14 protein-coding genes are annotated in these 17,108 nt (G+C 68.9%); 7 read left to right on the top strand and 7 right to left on the bottom strand.

What is annotated here, in order from left to right; genetic code table 11:
• Positions 1 to 57 precede the first annotated feature (57 nt).
• From ACWGUG_RS15810 to ACWGUG_RS15795, 4 genes are all read left to right on the top strand, one after another.
• A complete protein-coding gene (locus ACWGUG_RS15810; protein ID WP_452325248.1) occupies positions 58 to 2,076 on the top strand; it encodes a hypothetical protein in 2,019 nt (672 codons plus the stop codon).
• Positions 2,077 to 2,157: 81 nt separating this feature from the next.
• The gene (locus tag ACWGUG_RS15805; protein ID WP_452325247.1) at positions 2,158 to 2,889 is read left to right on the top strand and encodes a glycosyltransferase family 2 protein; all 732 of its coding nucleotides are present in this window, start codon (positions 2,158 to 2,160) and stop codon (positions 2,887 to 2,889) included.
• Positions 2,886 to 3,287: a DUF2304 domain-containing protein gene (locus tag ACWGUG_RS15800; RefSeq protein ID WP_452325246.1), complete on the top strand. Its 402-nt coding sequence runs from the start codon at positions 2,886 to 2,888 to the stop codon at positions 3,285 to 3,287. The genes ACWGUG_RS15805 and ACWGUG_RS15800 overlap by 4 nt, the downstream gene beginning before the upstream one ends.
• Complete coding sequence (locus tag ACWGUG_RS15795; RefSeq protein WP_452325245.1) at positions 3,284 to 4,207, top strand: glycosyltransferase; 924 nt, start codon at positions 3,284 to 3,286, stop codon at positions 4,205 to 4,207. The genes ACWGUG_RS15800 and ACWGUG_RS15795 overlap by 4 nt, the downstream gene beginning before the upstream one ends.
• On the opposite strand, the gene ACWGUG_RS15790 is transcribed toward ACWGUG_RS15795, so the two are convergent.
• Entirely contained in the window at positions 4,179 to 5,429 is a 1,251-nt protein-coding gene (locus tag ACWGUG_RS15790; protein ID WP_452325244.1) for a polysaccharide biosynthesis protein, read from the bottom strand. The genes ACWGUG_RS15795 and ACWGUG_RS15790 overlap by 29 nt on opposite strands.
• A 59-nt stretch (positions 5,430 to 5,488) precedes the next feature.
• Here ACWGUG_RS15790 and ACWGUG_RS15785 point away from each other — a divergent pair, with 59 nt between their 5' ends.
• Positions 5,489 to 6,268 carry a glycosyltransferase gene (locus ACWGUG_RS15785; protein WP_452325243.1) on the top strand — a complete coding sequence of 260 codons (780 nt, stop codon included), beginning with the start codon at positions 5,489 to 5,491 and terminating at the stop codon, positions 6,266 to 6,268.
• On the opposite strand, the gene ACWGUG_RS15780 is transcribed toward ACWGUG_RS15785, so the two are convergent.
• From ACWGUG_RS15780 to ACWGUG_RS15765, 4 genes are read right to left on the bottom strand one after another with little or no spacing between them, the layout of a single operon-like run.
• On the bottom strand, positions 6,227 to 7,114 hold the full coding sequence (locus ACWGUG_RS15780; RefSeq protein ID WP_452325242.1) for a glycosyltransferase family 2 protein: 888 nt from the start codon (positions 7,112 to 7,114) through the stop codon (positions 6,227 to 6,229). The two genes, ACWGUG_RS15785 and ACWGUG_RS15780, sit on opposite strands and share 42 nt — an antisense overlap.
• On the bottom strand, positions 7,111 to 9,045 hold the full coding sequence (locus ACWGUG_RS15775; RefSeq protein WP_452325241.1) for a DUF6541 family protein: 1,935 nt from the start codon (positions 9,043 to 9,045) through the stop codon (positions 7,111 to 7,113). Before ACWGUG_RS15775 ends, ACWGUG_RS15780 begins: the two co-directional genes overlap by 4 nt.
• Positions 9,042 to 9,944, bottom strand: a complete 903-nt coding sequence (locus ACWGUG_RS15770; protein ID WP_452325240.1) for a glycosyltransferase family 2 protein — start codon at positions 9,942 to 9,944, stop codon at positions 9,042 to 9,044. Before ACWGUG_RS15770 ends, ACWGUG_RS15775 begins: the two co-directional genes overlap by 4 nt.
• Entirely contained in the window at positions 9,938 to 11,605 is a 1,668-nt protein-coding gene (locus ACWGUG_RS15765; protein ID WP_452325239.1) for a glycosyltransferase, read from the bottom strand. Before ACWGUG_RS15765 ends, ACWGUG_RS15770 begins: the two co-directional genes overlap by 7 nt.
• A gap of 180 nt (positions 11,606 to 11,785) precedes the next feature.
• Here ACWGUG_RS15765 and ACWGUG_RS15760 point away from each other — a divergent pair, with 180 nt between their 5' ends.
• Positions 11,786 to 12,652, top strand: a complete 867-nt coding sequence (locus ACWGUG_RS15760) for an ABC transporter permease (protein ID WP_452325238.1) — start codon at positions 11,786 to 11,788, stop codon at positions 12,650 to 12,652.
• Positions 12,636 to 13,385 (top strand): ABC transporter ATP-binding protein, encoded by a 750-nt coding sequence (locus ACWGUG_RS15755; RefSeq protein ID WP_452325237.1) that lies wholly within the window; start codon positions 12,636 to 12,638, stop codon positions 13,383 to 13,385. Before ACWGUG_RS15760 ends, ACWGUG_RS15755 begins: the two co-directional genes overlap by 17 nt.
• Before the next feature lie 58 nt (positions 13,386 to 13,443).
• Here the strand turns inward: ACWGUG_RS15755 and ACWGUG_RS15750 are convergent, their stop codons facing one another.
• Together ACWGUG_RS15750 and ACWGUG_RS15745 are read right to left on the bottom strand one after the other, a co-directional pair.
• Positions 13,444 to 14,433, bottom strand: a complete 990-nt coding sequence (locus ACWGUG_RS15750) for a metallophosphoesterase family protein (RefSeq protein ID WP_452325236.1) — start codon at positions 14,431 to 14,433, stop codon at positions 13,444 to 13,446.
• Positions 14,430 to 16,943: a CotH kinase family protein gene (locus ACWGUG_RS15745; protein ID WP_452325235.1), complete on the bottom strand. Its 2,514-nt coding sequence runs from the start codon at positions 16,941 to 16,943 to the stop codon at positions 14,430 to 14,432. The genes ACWGUG_RS15750 and ACWGUG_RS15745 overlap by 4 nt, the downstream gene beginning before the upstream one ends.
• Positions 16,944 to 17,108: the final 165 nt, after the last annotated feature.

Raw genomic sequence — 17,108 nt, 5'->3', positions numbered from 1 at the left:
CACTTCGGTAACAATGATCACGTGAATGATGCTCAACCGGGTCGCCTTCGTCACTCCATGACCGCGCTCCTGGTCTCCACGGCACTGGCGGCAGGGCTGATCGCAGGCGCCGTTCCGGCGACGGCGGCCCAGCAGCCAACGACGGCCGTGCCGGCAGCGGCCGTCGCCCCGGCCGTCATCACCGATCCCGCGCAGTTCCGCCCCGGGAACATCATCTCCAACGAGGTGTTCTTCGACTCGTCGACAATGACCGCCGAGAACATCGACGCATTCCTGAAGCAGCGGGTGGCCCGCTGCCAGTCGGGATACGTCTGCCTGAAGGATTACCGGCTCTCGACGACGTCCCGGGCCGCCGACAGGTACTGCAACGCCTACGAGGGAGCCTCCAACGAATCCGCCGCCCAGATCATCTCCAAGGTCGCACGGGCGTGCGGGATCAATCCCCAGGTGCTCATCGTGACCCTGGAGAAGGAGCAGGGACTCGTGACTCACACCTGGCCGTCCTCCTGGCGGTACACCATCGCGATGGGCCAGGGATGCCCTGACACGTCGGACTGCGACACCCGCTACTACGGCTTCTACAACCAGGTGTACGGGGCGGCGCGCCAGTTCAAGATCTACACCGAGAATCGATACTTCACCTACTACGCACCGGGCAAGACCTGGAACGTCCGGTACCACCCGAACACGTCGTGCGGATCGTCGCCGGTCTACATCGAGAACCAGGCCACCGCGAACCTCTACTACTACACGCCCTATCAGCCGAACGCCGCCTCGCTCCGCGCCGGATACGGCGAGGGGGACTCGTGCTCCGCATACGGCAACCGCAACTTCTTCAAGCGCTTCACCGACTGGTTCGGCAGCACCCAGACCCGCTACGGGGCGCTGGTCCAGGGAGCGGGGCGCGCCGAGGTGTATCTTCTGTCGAACGGCAACAAGCACCACGTCCCCACCATGGAGGTCCTCACGACGCTGCGCTCGCGGCTCGGAGCGGTCGCGACGGTGCCGGCGGCGTACATCGACGACCGCCCTTCCGGCAAGCCGATGTCGCGCTACGTCCACGACCCGAGATCCGGCACGCTGTATCTCCTCGAGCGCGACGGCACGAAGCATCGCTTCGCCTCCGCCGCGCAGGTCACGCTGTTCGGGTATGCCTTCACCGGCTACGTCGACGTCGACGCTCGCGTCGCCGACGCCTTCACAACAGGCTCCGATGTGGGTTCCTTCATCCAGGTGTGGGCCAAGCCCGAGGCGTACCTGGTCGAGAACGGCCAGCGTCGCCATGTGTACGACTGGGCGGCCTGGCAGTACGTCACCCGCGGAACCTCGCGGTACCTCGCGACGGTCGATGCTGCGGCCGCCGCGAACATCCCTGTCGGACCGACATATCTCACGCCGAACACGCTCGTGCGCGCCCAGTCGTCGGGTGACGTCATGCTGGTGACGCCCACCGCGACTCTCGTCCACATCCCGAGCTTCTCGCTGGCGGCCGACTTCGGCGCAACCGCGTACCGCGTCCTGCCCGACAGCGCACTGGCCGGGCGCAGCATCGCGAGCACCCAGCTCGCTCCGATCATCGACTGCGGTGGCGAGGTCCTCATCGCCGCCCGCGGAGGGGCGCGAGTCCTGGACGGCGGCAAGCCCGAAGGCGTGACCGCGACCGCGCTGAACGGCGCCGACTGCGCCGGGATCCCCCGGGTGGGCGGGTCTCTCGCAGCCCCGGTGCTCATCCAGCCGGTCTCTGCGGCCGAGGTGTACGTCCTCGACAAGGGCAAGCTGCGCCACGTCCGCTCCTACGCCAAGCTCCTGGAGCTCAACGGGCCGCGCCCGCTCACCATCCTCCGCTGGTCGCCTGACGCCGTCGCGCGCATCGGGGTGGGTGCACCGGTGCTCGCCGACGGAGCGTTCGTGCAGTTCGAGGGTCGTGGCGAGGTCTACCGAGTCGAATCGACCGGACTGCGCCATGTCCAGTCGATGCAGACGCTGCTGAAGTTCGGCGGCGGACGCATCCCGGCCATCGAATTCCTTCCCGCGGCGTACCTGCCGGTGTACGTCATCGGTGCGCCCATCCCCTAGACAGCACGCTGTCGCGGCGGCGACCCGACCGGGGTCCTCCGGGCGGGTCGCCGTGCGCCGAGTTGGTAGGATCCTTGAACTGTGAGCTCTCGTGTGCTGGTCATCGTTCCCGCGTGGAATGAATCGCGTAACGTCGGAGCCACCGTTACGGAGATCCTGCGGCAGGACTCCCGCTACGACGTGGCCGTCGTCGACGACGGGTCCACCGACGACACCGCTGCGGTCGCCCGCGCGGCGGGAGCGACTGTGATCTCCCTGCCCTTCAATCTGGGCGTCGGCGGCGCGATGCGCACCGGCTTCACGTACGCGCAGCGACACGGCTACGGCAGAGCCATCCAGGTGGACGCCGACGGACAGCACAACCCTGCGGACATCGACCGCGTGCTGGCGGGGCTGGACGTCGCGGACATCTCGATCGGTGCCCGTTTCAGCGACGTCGGCGACTACAGCGTGCGTGGACCGCGCAAGTGGGCCATGCGCTTCCTGGCGCGCGTGCTGAGCAGGGTCGCCCGGACGCGACTCACCGATGTGACGAGCGGTTTCCGCGCAGCCGGCCCCAAGGCGATCGCCCAGTATGTCCGCTACTATCCCGCCGAATACCTCGGAGACACCCTCGACTCCCTCGTGGCCGCCTGCCACGCCGGCCTCTCCGTCACGCAGGTTCCGGTCGCGATGCGACCCCGCCAGCACGGCCGCCCGAGCCAGGGCGCCGTCGGGTCCACCATCTACCTGGGGCGCTCGGTGTTCGCGCTCGCGCTCGCGCTGATGCGGCGACCGACGCCCAACCCCGCCGGCGATGGGCTGCCGCTGTGATCGTCTTCCTCGGGATCGTGCTCGCGGTCGTCTTCCTCGCTATCGTCATGTGGCTGCTCCTCACGCGCCGACTGCGCGAGAAGTACGCCGTGCTCTGGCTCGTCATCGGGCTCGGCGTGCTGGTGCTCGGCATCTTCCCGCAGCTGCTCTACTGGCTGACCGGAGCGCTGGGCGTGCAGCTGCCGGCCAACTTGCTGTTCGCCACTGCGATCGTGCTCCTCCTGGGCGTGTCGCTCCACCTCTCCTGGGAACTCTCGCAGGCGGAGGAGGAGATCCGGAAGGTCGCCGAAGAATCGGCGATCGCGCGCGCTGAGATGCACGCGCTCACAGAACGGCTCTCGGCCCTGGAAGGCCACTCCGAGAGCGCCAGCGCGTCCGACGCAGACGGGAACGGATGACCGCGCCCGTCTGGGCCGTCTTCAGCGCGTACCGGCCCGACCCCTCCCTCATCGCGAACGTCGCGTCGGTCGCAGACCAGGTGGCAGGGGTCGTCGTCGTCGATGACGGTGGCGGAGACGGCTTCGATGACGTCTGGTCGTCGCTCGCTGCGGACGATGTCACCGTCGTCCGCCTGCCGGCCAACGCAGGGATCGCCGCGGCGCTCAACCGCGGCGTCGCGGTCGCCCGCCTCGCTGGCGCGCGCTCCGTCGTCACCTTCGATCAGGACTCCTCCGTGGCGCCCGGCTTCGTCGAGGCGCTCGAGACGACCGCCCGTTCTGCGGCAGCATCCGGACGTCCGGCCGCGCCGGTCGTCCCGGAGTTCTTCGGCGGCGTATCGCAGGCGGTGCGACGCGGTCGGTCCTCTGCGCTCACGGCTCCGAAGGCGATCCAGTCGGGCATGCTGGTCGAAGTCGAGGTCTTCGACGCCGTCGGACCGCTGCGGGAGGATTTCTTCATCGACCTGGTCGACGTCGAGTTCGCCATGCGCTGCCGCGTCGCCGGACGAACGCCGCTTGCGAGCGCGGGTCTGCGGCTGGAGCATCGGCTCGGGCTGCGGCTCGAGCGCCGCGTGCTCGGCATCCTTCTGCCCGGCGCCGCCACCGTCAGCACCCCTTTCCGCTACTACTACCGGGTGCGCAACCGCGTCGCGCTGAACCGCATCTTCGCCGGGCGGCTGAGAGGAGCGCGGCTCATCGACACGGCGCTGGATGCGGCGCATTTCGCGATGGTGCTTCCGCTCGCACGGCCCTGGCGTTCGCTCGCGGCGCTGTACCTGCGGGGGCTGAGCGACGGACGCCGTCTCCGGCTGGGGCGGATAGACCCCGAGACCGAGACACGGGCCCTCGCTGTCACGTGGTCTGCTCGGCGCCTGGACTGACGGCGGAGGCACGCACTCGGCGGTACGCGCGCAGCGCCGGTACGGCGATCACGGCCAGAGCAGTGGCCTCCGCGCAGGCGACACCCAGCGCGATCAGGTTCGCGGACCCCGACGCGGACCCGACCAGCATGACCGCCAGTCCCGTCGCGGCGGCCGCGATCGTCGCCCCGAACACGACGCGGTACCGGTGGTCGGGGATAAGGAGGTTCCGCGTCAGCGGCGTCGCGGTGGAGATGAACAGGAACGCGGCACCGAAGAGCACAGACGGAATCGGCTGGGCGGCGACAGCGGGGCCGAAGAGGACGGCCGTCGCCCACGGACCGAGGAGCGCGATCATCGCGCCGCCCACGATCCCCAGACCGACGTGGGCCGACAGCGCCATCCGCTGCCTGCGCGCCGGGTCGTCGCCGGCGGGATCGAGCACCCAGGCCTGGAAGGCGTTTCCGACCGCGACCACCGCGAGCAGTCCCACGCGGTAGATGCGGTCCGCGGACGCGAAAGCACTCGCATCCGCGGCGCTGAGCCCGGCGGTGGCGATCGGGATCGGCGTCGAACCGTACGCGTTCGCCGTCGCGTCGATCGCCGCCGTCGGCACCAGTGCGCCGACGATCGCGCCCATGGGTCTCTTCGTGGCCAGCGTGGGGTCGTGATCGCGCCTGACGATCAGCCAGTGAGCGAGCACCGCCGGCAGCGTGAAGAGCACCAAGGCGATCGGGTACCAGAGGACCTGGCCGGAGAGGAGGACCACGGGAAGCATGAGGACGGATGCCGCCAGCTTGGGTGCCGCGTCGAAGATCATGAGCGCGCGGGGATTGCCCTGGCCGATGCAGAACCAGGCCGGAGAGAGTCCACCGAGCGTCATGGCGACGGCGACCGCGATGGATTCCGTGCGGTAGGCACCCTGGCAGATGATCGCGGTGACGACCCCCGCGAGCGGAACGGCGGCGCAGGCGAGGAGGACCCGAGACCGGAGGCTCTCGCCGAGGATCTCCGCCCGCTCGTGGGCAGATCGGCTCCTCGCGATCCGGACAGGGCCGACGACTCCCCACCCGAACAGGACGCCGACCATGCCGAGGATGCCGATGGACTGCCCGGTGGAGAAGTTCGCCCACCCCTCGCTGCCCACGATGCGGGAGATGACGGGAAGTATGATGAAAGGCGCGAAAGCTGCGATCACGGGCGCTCCGGCGAAGCCGGCGAGTTTCAGCATGAATGACCGCATCACCCCAGATTCTACGGCGTGGGGTGCCCGCAGCCCGTTCTGCCGCCGAGAGGGAGTGTATGAAGGTCAGCGTCTGCATGGCGACGTACAACGGCGCGCGCTTCGTCGCCGAGCAGCTGCAGTCCATCGTGTCGGAGCTCGAGCCGCAGGACGAAGTGGTCGTCGTCGACGACGCCAGCCGTGACACCACCGCGGAGGTGGTGGAGTCGCTCGCGGACGATCGGATCCGGCTCATCCGGCAGCCCGTCAACCGGGGATACGTCCGCACGTTCGAGCGAGCTTTGTCCGAGGCTCGGGGCGACGTGCTCCTGCTCGCGGACCAGGACGACGTGTGGGAGCCGGGCCGACGTGCCGCCCTGGTGGCCGGACTCTCGGGGGCGCAGGTGTGCGCGTCGAACCTCGTCGTCCTCGGCAGCGGTGCCCCGCTGTCGAACCCCGTCACTCGGAGACCGTGGCGGCTCAGCGCCGCCACGTCCGGCCAGTCCGCCCGCAACATCCTCCGGATCCTCGCGGGCGTCGCCCCGTACTACGGGTGCGCGATGGCGGTGCGGGCGGACTTCCGCTCGATCGCGCTGCCCTTCCCCTCCTACCTCACCGAGTCGCACGATCTGTGGCTCGCGATCCTCGGCAACCGCGCGCACGCCATGGGTCACGTCGAGGACGCCACGATCCGCCGCCGGTTCCACGACGGCAACACCTCGCCGTCGCGCCCCCGGGGCCTGATCACCGTGCTGAAGGCCAGAGTGATGCTGCTGCGACTCGTGCTCGAAGCCGGCCGTCGCCTGCGACGGGCGCGCTCACGGGGCAAAGATGTGCGCGGCGCACGCCGCCAGGGCTGAGCCGTTCCCCCGCAGAGCGGCCGCCGGCAGCTCCGTGATCGCGTGCAGGCGCGACATCAGCCGCAGGGCGGCGGCGCGTCGAGCCCTTCGCCAGCCCATCACCGAAGCGGCCTTCCGGGCCTCGGCGTAGAAGCGCCGCTCGTCGCGGAACCGCGTGCCGTCCAGCAGCGCGGTCTGCGAGGCACTCGCGTCATGGCGCCGGTACAGGAACGCCGGGGAAGGATCGTAGAGCAGGCTTCCCCCATCCATGGCGATCTCGATGAGCACCGCGAGATCCTGGATGACCGCGAGATCCTCGCGGAAGGGGTGCCGGCGGAGCGTCTCCGCCCGGAAGGCGAGAGAAGGCCAGTACAGCCAGTTGCCCCGCAGCAGACTCGCGGCCAGCTCCTCACCGTGCAGCACGGTCCGCTTCGACCGAGGCGGCGCGAGAGCGTCCTTGACGCGATCGACGAGCGGCGTGCGAGCCTCGCCGCGTGCATCGACGACCTGGACGCCGGGCTGCACGATGTCGACGTCAGGGGCCGACGCCAGCGCCTGGCGCACCACCTCGACGTATGACGGCAGCAGCACGTCGTCGGCGCCCATGATCGTCACGAACGGGTGCTCGGCGAGATCTATGCAGCGCTGGAAGTTCCCGCTGATCCCCAGGTTCGCCTCGTTCCTCACGTATCGCACGCGGGGATCGGTGATTGCCTGCACGGCTCGCTGGACGGTCAGGTCCGGATAGCAGTCGTCGACGACCGTGAGTCGCCAGTTCGGGTCGGACTGGCCCTGCACGCTCGCGACGGCGCGCAGCAGCAGCGCGGGATCTCCCCAGTACGGGATGGCGATCTCGAGCGTGCTCATCGCCGGAGCCCGCACGAGACGACGCGATACAGCCGAGCGTCACCTTCGCTCACGACGAGCTCCACGTCATCCGATCTCTCCAGATGGTCGAGGCCGGAGTAGTCGCCGTCGTGCTCCTGGAAGTCCCCTCCGCCGAAATCCAGGACGAATCGGACGCCGGTCTCCTCGAGCGCCTCGCACATCTCGGGCGAGTCGCCGTCGGTGTCCAAGCCGGTGTTGATCACGCGCGCCGCCGCGGTCTCGTCCATGAGGAGGTGGGGCATGAGCACGGCGCGACCCGAGATGCCGTATGCGAATGAGGCGCCCGTCCACGGGTTGGCTGCGATGACGGCATCCTCGGGAACGTAGTCGTCCAGCTCGCGCATGAGCTTGTACTCGTCGGGGCTGAGGATCGGGCCACCCGGGCGCAGCTGGTAGGTGAACTCGATGTCCGCGGCCGCCTGCCGCATCGCCGGCCCCTGGCTCAGCAGTGTCAGGACGATCCCGAAGACGACCACCGACGCGCCGGTCCCCACGAGTCGACGGCCCCGGGCAGGCAGGCGTGCGGTGAGGAAGCGCACCAGCACCGCCCCTCCGAGCGCGGCGAGCGGAAGGGCTCCGATGGCCCAGACCGAGGCGAGCCGCGGTGCGTTGTTGTACCAGGGGGCCGTGAGCCACATGCGGAGCGTCTCGCTCGTCGACCCCGCGACGATCACGTACAGCACACCGCCGATCAGCGCGATGGACAGCACGATCCACCGGGCGTAGGTCGGGCGCCGGATCGCCGAGTAAACCCCGACGAGCGACAGCACCGCCACCACAGGCGCGGCGGGATACTGGTAGACGGAGGCGCTGACGACCTCTCCGATCGCCGCCGGCAGCGTGCCGAGGACCGGCCAGTAGATCTGACTCGCCGGGGGTCGCACGGCGATCAGGATGACGCAGCCGATGACCGCGTAGGCGAGGATCCCGCCGACCCATGCGGCGCGGATCATCGGCCGCCGGGCGCGGCCGAGCCGCCCCAGGGCGAAGGCGAGCACGATCGGCACGCTCAGGGCGAGCAGGGCGAGGAGCGCACCGGGGTGGGCCACTCCGAGGCCCGGCACGAGCAGCACGACGAGGAGCACGGCGTCCTGCCGGCGGGGAACCCGCCCCGGCCGCAGCGCCAGGTACGCGAAGGCGAGCGCGGCCGGCACGATGGAGAGCCCGAGGAAGAGGGGATACAGCACGCCGTAGTGCAGCGGCAGATACGGGAACGCGGGGAAGGCCGCGCTGAGCACGCCCGCGGACACGGTCGTGATGCGGCTCCGCCCGAGGAGCGTCCGGGCGAGGAACAGCGCACCGAGCGGCCACACAGCCGCAGCGATCGCGAACACCGCCGCGTTGGTCGCGGCGACGACGGACGCACCGGTGAGCATGACGATGAGCGAGACGACGGCGTGCCAGCCCGACGGGTAGAAGGGCAGGCCCTCGGGCGAGGTCATCGAGCCGATCCACAGCGGTGACGCGTTCGCGGTGTCGATGACGTACTGCACCGCGTTGAGGTGGAAGAAGTTGTCGTACCGCTGGGACAGGTACTCGGGGTCGCCGATGCTGCGGACCAGCAGGTGGGTGATGACCGCGGCTGGGATCGCGAACGCGACCGCCGTCACCCACCAGCGGGAGCGGTCCGGTCGTCTCGCGGAGTGCGCGGGCGTTCCTGCCCACCTCGACCATGCGTACGCCGACGCCGCGGCGATCACAGTGAGGGCGATCACCGGTACCGGACCCCAGCCGCTCCCCACCATCGGCGAGACCAGGGCGGCGACGGCGATGATGGCGACCGAGATGCCCGGGGCGGCCGCTGCCAAGCGGAGACCGCGGAACCCGAGCAGCCAGGCGGTGAGCCCGCCGGGCACGGCGAGGACCAGGAGGGTGACGGCGGCGGTCGGCGTGAGGCTCAGCCAGCTCACGCGTCGGCCTGTCGCGGGTACTCCACCTTCGGGTTGAACGTCACCCCGGCGAGCCAGCGGCCGAGCAGCCGGGCCCGCAGCGGAAGCGCGACGCGCCCGCGGTGGAGACTGACGGCGAGCCGAGCCCCGAACTCCAGGAAGTACAGCAGTCCGCGGTGGTGCAGCTGGTACGACGCCTCGTTGCGGACGCCGTAGGCGAACTTCCAGAGGCTCTTGCGGTCGACCATCCCGAAGTTCACCCCGCGGTTCTCGCCCATGTCGTGGACCACCACGCTGTCGAGCACCTGCACGCCCGGGCACCGGCGCGTGAGGCGCAGGGTGTACTCGCGGTCATCGAACCAGATGAAGTAGTCGCGATAGGGCAGCCCGTACTGTGCGATGGCCCATCGCGGGATCAGGACGGACACGAACGAGCAGGCCGTCACCATCACGTTGCGCTGCGCCTTGACCAGGAGCCGGCCCCAGTCCCAGGTGGGCACGGGGTTGTTCATCTCGCAGATGCTGCCGTCGGTGAACTGCACGACGGAACAGGCGAACGGCACGTCGCCGCCCAGCTCCGAGACCGCTTCGTCGAATCCGCGGACCAGTGTCTCGAGGGCGGTGGGCTGGGGGTAGCAGTCGTCGTCCATGATCCAGACGTGGTCGGCCCCGCCCACGTATCCGCGGAGCATACCCTCGGCGAACCCGCCGGCTCCTCCGCTGTTCTCGGCCATCGACACGACGGTCAACGGCGCTCGCGTCTCAAGTCGGGCGAGGTAGTCCCCCGTGCCGTCCGTGGAGGCGTTGTCCACCACGATCAGCTGCGCGACGGGCATCGTCTGCGCCTCGAGGGAGGCGATGACCGTCTTGAGCTTCTCGAGCCGGTTGAACGTCACCACGACCGCTGCGACCGTCACCACGTCTTGATCTCCTTCGTGAACCATTCGCTCGCGGACGGGTGCGACAGCAGCCTCTGCTCGGCTTCGCGTTCCGCGCGCCAGAGTTCTCGCCGGCGCGCCTCATCGTCGGCGAGCACCGCGACGCGCTCCGCCGCCGTCCGCACCGCCCGGTGGACGTTCTTGGGGACGAGTCCGGACGCAGGGATGATGTCCGACTGCGCGCCGACGTCGGTGGAGACCACCGGGACCCCGTGGGTGATCGCTTCGAGCGTGGTCAGCGTGAGGCCTTCGTTGTGCGACGTGACCACCAGTACGTGCGCCTCGTCGAGGGTCGTCTCGACCGGAACGGTCGAGTCCCTGCGCACGACATCCGTGAGGCCGTACGCCCGGAGCAGGTCGCCGACCCACCCGGCCATCTCACCGTCGCCGTGCATGATGAACCGGAAGTCACGTCCCTGCTTGCGCAGACGGTTGGCCATCGCCACGAACACCTCGGGCGCCTTCTGCCGCGCCATCCGACCGACGAAGGCCACCGTGAACGGCTCATCGCCGCGAGCGCGGAACTCCGCCTCCCGCGCGTCGACCGTCAACCCGCCGAGCGGCGCCATCACCACCCGATCCGGTGCGATGCCCTGCCGGTCGATCATCCATCGCTCGAGCGCGGGCGAGATGACGTGGTGCGTGGTGATCACGTCGGCGACGAGGGCGCTGCTCAGTGGGTAGCCGCCGCCCCGGTACTCGATGACGTGCGTGGAGTCGACGATCGGGATACCCGGACGGGACCGCGCGATCCAGTGCAGGCGGTCGTAGAGCCACTGATTGTGGTGGACGACCGCGCCGCGCACGTCGAACGTGCGCAGCAGTGCGCGGAGGAGCTCCTCGACGCCGGGCGTCTGCGACTTGGAGGTCGCCTCGGAGAACGGGATGATGAGCGCGTCGTCGAGTTCCGGTCGCGTGATCCACGGCTGGTGGGAATCCCGGTTCGTCAGGACGATCGGAAGCAGGCCGGCCTCGCGGATGAGACGGACGCTCTCGAACGCCCAGCGTTCCGCGCCGCCCAGCTCGAACCAGTGCAGACCGACGATGACCGCCCGTTCGGCGCCAGCGGGGTGCTGCACGGCCGGGATGATCGCCGAGTCGGAGTGTGCGGCGCCGGGAAGGAATTCCGCTTCGAAGTCGCGGCGGGGCGCGCGCCGGATCAGAGCCGCGCGATGACGGAGAAGCTCTATGTCGCGGGCCTCGTCGTAGAGGAGAGGCATCCGCGCCCGGATCGCTCTCAGTGTTCGCCGGACGAGTGTCGGCTCGATGTCCCGCGGCGGGTCGAAGTCCAGCACCTCGTCGCGGGAGACGTGGATGTGGCGGACGGGCTGCGCGACGAGCTCGCGCGCCTCGCGCTCCGCTTCGACGCGCGCCCACTCCTCGGGCGAGACGACGCTGGCCGCGCGAAGCGAGTACTCGCGCTTCCGGAACGCGCGCGACATGCCCGAGAACGTCGTGTCGTCGGAGGTGCGGGGCAGGGAGTCCCAGCCGCCGCCGTACTCGTGCACCACGAGCTCCTGCTCCGGCGCCATGAGCGCGTGGAAGTTCAGTGCGCCGACGAGCAGGCGACGCTCACGCAGTGACAGGTCATCCGGAATCTCGCTGGAGTCGGTCAATCGGAAGAGGGCCGGCTGGCCGAGCACTTGGCGAAGTGTCACTGTCGGGCGGTCTCTCGTCTGTGTCGTGGGGGCGCGGGAACCCGTCGTGGGGGGCGCGGGAACCCGCCGAGCCTACCAGCGGCTCCTCACAGCAACCCGTGAGGACGTCACGCATTAGGATGTATCGGCCCCATTCCGGGCCTGTCACAGCATCCGAGGAGGGCAATGTCCCGCGCCGCACCCGAGCTCGCGACTCTCGACGAGCCAGGACGCAGCATCGGCCTGCTGGACGTGTTCCGTCGCCGCTACCTGCTGTCGCTCATCGTGCGAAAGGAGGTGCAGATCCGCTACCGCGGGTCGGTGCTCGGCTGGATGTGGTCCTACGTCAAGCCGCTCGTCCAGTTCGTCGTCTTCTATCTGGCGATCGGCGTCTTCCTCGGGATGAACGGCCGAGTGGACTACTTCCCGATCTATCTGCTCGCCGGCATCACGATCGTGACGTTCTTCAACGAGGCCTTCTCCAACGGGACCCGATCGCTCGTCGACAACGCTGCGCTGATCAAGAAGATCTACCTCCCGCGAGAGATGTTCCCGGTGGCCAGCATGATGATCGCGGCTGTGAACACTCTCCCGCAGATCGTGGTGGTGATCGTGATCGCCCTCTTCTTCGGCTGGGCGCCGACCGCACTGCAGATCGGAGCGATCTTCCTCGGACTGATCATCGTGGCGACCCTCGCGACCGGTCTCGGGCTGTTCTTCGGCGCCGTGAACGTCACATTCCGCGACGCGCAGAGCTTCGTCGAGATCATCGTGATGTGCGCCGTGTGGGCGTCGCCGGTGATGTATCAGTGGGAGATGGTGGCGGATGCGGTGCCGGAGTGGTTGTTCGTGCTCTACCGCCTCAATCCCATCACGGTGGCCGTCGAGCTCTTCCATTACGGCATCTGGTTCCCCCTCGACCCCCGGCAGGCATCCATGATTCCCGGCATGTGGATGTACACCGCGATCGCGATCGGCACGTCCGCCGTCCTGCTCGTGATCGGCCAGACCGTCTTCCGCCGTTTGGAGGGGCGCTTTGCACAAGACCTCTGACACGCTCGCCGGCACGCTCCCGCGCGTGACCGTCCGCGACGTGCACAAGGACTTCAAGCTGCGGCACACCCACTCCATCAAGGAGACGGTTCTGGCCGCGGTTCGGCGCCGACCGCTGACGACAGACTTCCACGCGCTCGACGGGGTCTCGTTCGACATCGCCGAGGGCGAGGCCGTGGCGCTGCTGGGGTTCAACGGCTCCGGGAAATCGACGACGCTGAAGATGATCTCCGGGGTGCTCCGGCCCGACAGCGGAAGCGTCATGACGCGCGGGCGGGTCGCCGGCCTCATCGAGGTGGGGGCGGGATTCCATCCCGATCTCTCCGGCCGCGAGAACATCTACCTCAACGCAGCGATTCTCGGGATGACCAAGAAGGAGACAGAGGAGCGCTTCGACGACATCGTCGCGTTCAGCGAGATCGAGCAGTTCATCGACACGGAGGTCAAGCACTACTCGTCCGGGATGTTCCTGCGCCTGGCGTTCTCTGTCGCGATCCACACGGAGGTCGACATCCTCCTCATCGATGAGATCCTCTCGGTCGGCGACGAGCCGTTCCAGAAGAAGTGCCTCATGAGGATCCGCGAGCTGCACGCAGCCGGCAAGACCCTGGTCGTCGTGAGTCACGACCTCAACATGGTCTCCGACCTCTGCCAGCGGGGCATCCTGCTTCGCGACGGAAAGGTCGTGTTCGACGGCGACAGCAAGCAGGCGGTCGCGCTCATGCGCGCGTGACCACGTCTTGCCCCTCGCTCGTCGCCCGTCGCGACGCCCGGGCCCGCGGCGATGATCGTCAGCCGCCGCGGCTCAGCTCGAGCTGTTCCACGCTGCGTCCCTGCCCGCCGTCAGGGACGCGGTAGTCCAGCACGAGCCGAGAGTCGGTCGCGGTGACCCGCAGCGCGCCGAAGCCCTCGACGCAGCCTCCGCTCTCTGCGACGAGCGGCACCGGACACTGCCGCGCGATGTCGCTGGCTCCCACCCCGGCGACGAGATACGGCAGTCCGTCGACCTCCAGCTCCTCGTACACGTGCTGATGGCCCGCGACGACGAGATCCGCCCCCCACTCCGCGTAGTCCCAGCCCGCCTCCGGCCGCATCCTCAGATTGGGCTCGTGCGGGCCCGACGTGAACACCGGACGGTGGAACACGACGATGTTCCAGTCCCGCGGCTCCGACAGGCGAGCTTCGGTCAGCGCCCGCTGCAGCCAGGACCGCTGCCGCTCAAGCTCGGCGTCGTCCAGTTCGCTGTCCAGCATGAAGAGGTTGGCGCCGCCGATCTCCGCCTGGTACCAGAGCCCGCCCCCGCCGAGCGCGCCGAGGTACGCGAAGTAGTCGAGGTAGGCGGCCTGACCGGCGCCCTCGTTCTCGTAGTCGTGGTTGCCCGGCACGGGGAACAGGCGGGGACCGTCCGGACCGCTCACGAAGGCGGAGTAGTAATTTCCGACGGATTGGGCGAAGGGAACGCAGCCGGCGACCCCCTGCGTGTTGTCGCCTGCTGTGGCGACGATCGCCGGGTTCCAGGCGGCGACCATCGCGGCCACCTGCTGCTCGCCCTCGTCGCAGTTGCCGTAGTCCGTGATGAGCGCCCACGACGACGCGGCCCGCGATCCGGGTTCACCCTGCCCTGTGAGCGTTCCGGTGTCGGGCTGCGGCTGCTCGTCCGGCGTGCTCGGGGTCGGAACGCAGCCCACCGTCAGCAGCCCGATGAGCAGCGCCAGTCCGACCGTCCCCGCCCTCCGCCGACCCGGGAGTCGGCGGACGGGTCCGGTCAGACGTCGCTTCATCCCTTGGGAACCAGGTCGATCTGAACCGCCTCGATGCGCAGGGATTGACCGACCGTGCCCGCGGTCTGCCCGTCGGTCCGCCAGCTCTGCCACCCGACGTTCTGCACGTGGGCACGATAACGGATCGAGTAGTGTTCCGCCAGGTCGCCCGTCAGCTTGATCTCGAGCGCCTCGAGTCGAAGCGCGCGGCCGGTCGTGCCGATCTCACCGCCGGTGGTCCATTGCTGCCATCCGATGTTCTGCACCTGGCCGCGCCACAGGATCCCACCCGTGTACACGGCATCGCCGACAGAGAGCCGGAGCGCTTCGACGCGCAGCGATCTCCCCGTGGTGCCCGCGGTGGCGCCGTCCTTGACGGTCGCCATCCACCCGATGCTCTCCACGTGTGCGCGGTATGACGCCGAGGCGTCGCTCTGCGGCGGTGTGGTGGTGGGCGTCGGGGTGGGCGTGGGCGCTACGGTCGGCGTCGGGGTCGGGGTGGGCGTGGGTGTCGGGGTCGGCGTGGGCGTCGGGGTGGCGCCCGCCTTCTTCACCAGACGCACCTGGAGCGCCTCGATGCGGAGCGCCTGCCCCTCCGTGCCGGCGACCGCCGCATTGGACACCCACTTCTGCCAGCCGATGTTCTGCACGTGGGCGCGGTACTGGACGTCGTACAGGCTCGCGAGGGACCCGGTGAGCCGGAATGCGACGGCCTCCAGCCGCAGGCTCTGACCCACCGTGCCCATGGTTGAGGACGAACCCCATCCGCTCCAGCCGATGTTCTGCACGTGGCTGCGCGCCTCGATCCCGCCGGACTGGCCCGCCGCGTCGACGATCGCGACCGACATGGCCTCCAGCCTCAAGGACTTGCCGAAAGTGCCAACGATCTGCCCGGAATTCATGCGGGTATCCCAGCCGATGCTCTGCACGTGTGCGCGGTACTGAAGGATCGGGACCACGCCGTACTCCTTGCCGAGGAAGCCGGTGCGTGTGGCGACCTTTCCTCGCAGGTACGAGACCTCGCCGGCGTACGTGCTGGCGTACGTCTTGCCCTGACCCGGGATCAGCAGTGTCGACTGACCCAGCACCTTCCACCTGGTGAAGTTGTTCGCGGCCGAGGCAGTGATGGCCGCGGAGTATCCGTCGATCTTGCCGGGGAGCGCGGCGGCAGCGGCGCCGATCTCGCCGTGCCAGAGCTCGTTCGCCCGCTTGACGAACGCCGGGTTGCGGAAGATGTCCTGGAACCAGGGGTTGCTCGGCGGGATGCGGTTCGGCGTGCGCAGCGTCGCCGCGTTCTCCACATAGTCCGACAGCGGGTCCGCCCCGAGGTCTTCGCTCTTGTCGTAGTTGAACAGGGAGCTGTCGAAGTCCCACACCGGCCCGGCGTGCAGCTTGTCCCCGGGTCCGTCCTTGTAGAAGAAGACACTGGATGCCACAATCTCCGGGTTCTCCGTCGTCTCGAACACGAAGTAGTACTTCACGAACGACTCGACGTCGATGAGGGCGCTGATCGCGTTCCAATCGGGCTTCGGCGCATGGAGGGCGGCGTCGAGGGCGTTAAGCGTCCTTTTGACGTCCTCCCAGCCCGCTTGCGTGTCGGCCGGCAGGTAGCCCGGGGTGTTCTTCGCCACGCCGTCGGGTAGACCCGGAACCTCGGACTTCGCGTCCTTCAGCGTGAAGATCGTCCCCGTCGTACCGGTGCGGAAGTAGTAGTCCTCAGCCGTGCCGTAATTGTTGTCGAGCTCGACCAGCACGCCGCGCGAGTCGGCGAACTCCACGCGGTTCTTCTTGACCTCCACCTTCTCGGTGAGCAGGTAGTTGCCGTAGTACGCGCCGTTGATCCGGACGTCCACCCACCGGGAGGCCGGGGTGAACGGGAGGCCCAGAGCGTCGGCGAAGTCGAAGGCCAGCTTGTTGCGCATGAGCGACGCGTCGGCGTGGTTCGCCAGCAGGATCCACGTCTTGGCCGACCCCATGCCGAGCACGTCCGTCGACGCCGCGAACTTGAACTGGTACGGCTTCTTCGCAAGGGTCCAGGTGTAGTTCCCGCGGCCCTTGAGCTCGCCGCCCGGCTGCGGAGCGATCGAATAGGTCCCTGCGGGGTCGGTCAGGCTGATTGTGGCCGGAGCCTTGTTGTCCTTGTCGCTGTGGACCCAGGTGAGCGACCGCGCCGGATCCGTCAAAGTGATGTCGATGGTGGGCAGGTTGCTCGTCACCGGGGCCGGCACCGTCCATGTCGGCGTGGGCGTGGGTGTCGGCGTCGGCGTGGGCGTCGGCGTGAGAGTCGGTTCCGGAACCATCGTCGGCTCCGGTGTGACGACCGGCGCTGGCACGTCGGTCGGAGCCACCGTGGGGGTCGGCGTCGGTTCGACCTCCTGTGTCGATCCGCCGGTGTCGGCCTGCGTCGATGTCGTGGGCTCGACCGGCGGCGTCTCCTCCGCGATGGCCGGGACGGTGTACCCCAGCACCACCGTCAGGAGGACGGCCGCCGCCGCCGTCGCCGCGATCGACCGCGTTCGCTTGCTGTGCATTGTGACCTCGCTGTACCCGATCGGTCGCGATGCACGCGGGCATCGCGATTACCACCGGAAAGCCGGTCGCGGATCGAGCAGCTCAACTGCTCGCTAGGCACAATCGTTTAGACACCGCTTCCCAGTCACGGTGTCCAGATCGCGTGTTCCCCAACACGCCTCCCC

This window comes from Microbacterium sp. NPDC055455, assembly GCF_053619935.1.
Note: the sequence above shows the minus strand (reverse complement) of the source record. Positions and strands in the feature narration are given on the sequence as shown.